General features: G+C 68.0%; 3 protein-coding genes. All 3 read right to left on the bottom strand.

Features of this window, described 5'->3' with window-relative positions:
* Window positions 1–204 (bottom strand): LrgB family protein (locus ACDELDRAFT_RS21890; RefSeq protein ID WP_005800775.1); only part of this gene is annotated, 204 nt, incomplete at its 3' end.
* Window positions 188–547 carry a CidA/LrgA family protein gene (locus ACDELDRAFT_RS21895; protein ID WP_005800777.1) on the bottom strand — a complete coding sequence of 120 codons (360 nt, stop codon included), beginning with the start codon at window positions 545–547 and terminating at the stop codon, window positions 188–190. The genes ACDELDRAFT_RS21890 and ACDELDRAFT_RS21895, both read right to left, overlap by 17 nt.
* A 106-nt stretch (window positions 548–653) precedes the next feature.
* Window positions 654–1897 (bottom strand): FAD-linked oxidase C-terminal domain-containing protein (locus tag ACDELDRAFT_RS21900; RefSeq protein WP_040330531.1); only part of this gene is annotated, 1244 nt, incomplete at its 5' end.

Here is a 1897-nt window from a genome sequence, read left to right on the forward strand (position 1 = left end):
GGCAAAGAAGGTGGGGTAGGCCGTGCCGGTGGCGAGCAGCGCGCCGGCCAGCACCACCACCGACCACAGCACGGGGTTGGCCCATGCGGCCTGCCCCATGCGCGCAGCCCAGGCCTGCGCCAGCACGTACACCGCCAGCGTGGCCGTCAGGCCGAACAGCGGCGCCGACGAGAGGTAGACCCACAGTTCAACGAAGTTGGGCATGGCGCTCCTTGCGTTGCACGGCCTTGAGCACCAGCACGGTGACCGCCATGCCCGCCCAGGTGGACAGCACGATCACGGCCAGCAGGCGCAGGCCATAGGCACCCAGCATGTCGAGGTGGGTCATCACGCCCACGCCCACCGGCACGAACAGCAGCGACAGATGGGTGAGCAGAAAACCGGCGGCCGGCGCCACGGCCTTCTGCACGGGGGGCCAGCGCAGGGCCAGCAACAACAGCACCATGCCCACCACCGGCCCGGGCACGGGTAAGTGAAGGAAATGCGACAGCGCTTCTCCGGCCGACTGCATCAGCAGCAGGAAGGCCAGGCCTTGCAGTGGCTTCATGGCGCGGGGCGCGGTGCCGCCGCGTGGCCGTGCAGGTGCGCGCGGCCACGCGGAAGGGCCGCAGGCTGGTTGCGCTCATGCCGCTCGTGTCCATGGTGCGCAGGGTTCAGAACCGGGGCAGGTCGGGGTGGCTGAGCCGGCCGCCGCGCACCAGCATCTTTCCGTACTCGGCACAGCGGTTCAGCGTGGGGATCACCTTGCCGGGGTTGAGCAGGCCCGCCGGGTCGAATGCGTGCTTGAGGCCAAACATCTGCGCGTTTTCTTCGGCCGAGAACTGCACGCACATGCTATTGAGCTTTTCCACGCCCACGCCGTGCTCGCCGGTCACGGTGCCGCCCATGGCCACGCTGGTCTCCAGGATGTCGGCGCCAAACAGTTCGCAGCGGTGCAGCTGATCGGGGTCGTTGGCATCGAACAGGATCAGCGGGTGGAGGTTGCCGTCGCCCGCGTGGAACACGTTCGCGCAGCGCAGTTGGTATTTCTTTTCCATCTCCTGGATGGCCAGCAGGATGTCGGCCAGGCGCTTGCGCGGGATGGTCGAGTCCATGCACATGTAGTCGGGGCTGATGCGGCCGCTGGCCGGAAAGGCGTTCTTGCGCCCGCTCCAGAAGCGCAGGCGCTCGGCCTCGTCCTGGCTGACCGAGATGGCGGTGGCGCCCGCTGCGCGCAGCACTTCGCTCATGCGGCCGATTTCTTCCTCCACCTCTTCGGGCGTGCCGTCGCTTTCGCACAGCAGGATGGCCTCGGCCGTGAGGTCGTAGCCGGCTTTCACGAAGTCTTCCACGGCGGCCGTCATGGGTTTGTCCATCATCTCCAGGCCTGCCGGGATGATGCCGGCCGCGATCACAGCGGCCACGGCATCGCCCGCTTTGCGTACGTCGTCAAAGCTGGCCATGATGCAGCGCGCCAGTTGGGGCTTGGGGATGAGCTTGACGGTGACCTCGGTGGTCACCGCCAGCATGCCCTCGCTGCCGATCACAGCGGCCAGCAGGTCGTAGCCGGGGGCGTCGAGCGCCTCGCTGCCGAACTCCACCGCGTCACCCTCCACCGTGAATCCCTTGACCTTGAGCACGTTGTGTACGGTCAGGCCGTATTTCAGGCAGTGCACACCGCCCGAGTTCTCGGCCACGTTGCCGCCGATGGTGCAGGCGATCTGGCTGCTGGGGTCGGGCGCGTAATACAGGCCATATTGCGCGGCGGCTTCGCTGATGGCCAGGTTGCGCACGCCGCACTGCACCACCGCCGTGCGGCTTTCGGGGCTGATGTCGAGGATGCGGTTGAACCGGGCGAGCGACAGCGTCACGCCCATGGCGTGCGGCATGGCGCCGCCGGCAGGCCCGTGCCCGCGCC

The organism is Acidovorax delafieldii 2AN, assembly GCF_000175235.1.
Lineage (GTDB): Bacteria > Pseudomonadota > Gammaproteobacteria > Burkholderiales > Burkholderiaceae_C > Acidovorax > Acidovorax delafieldii_B.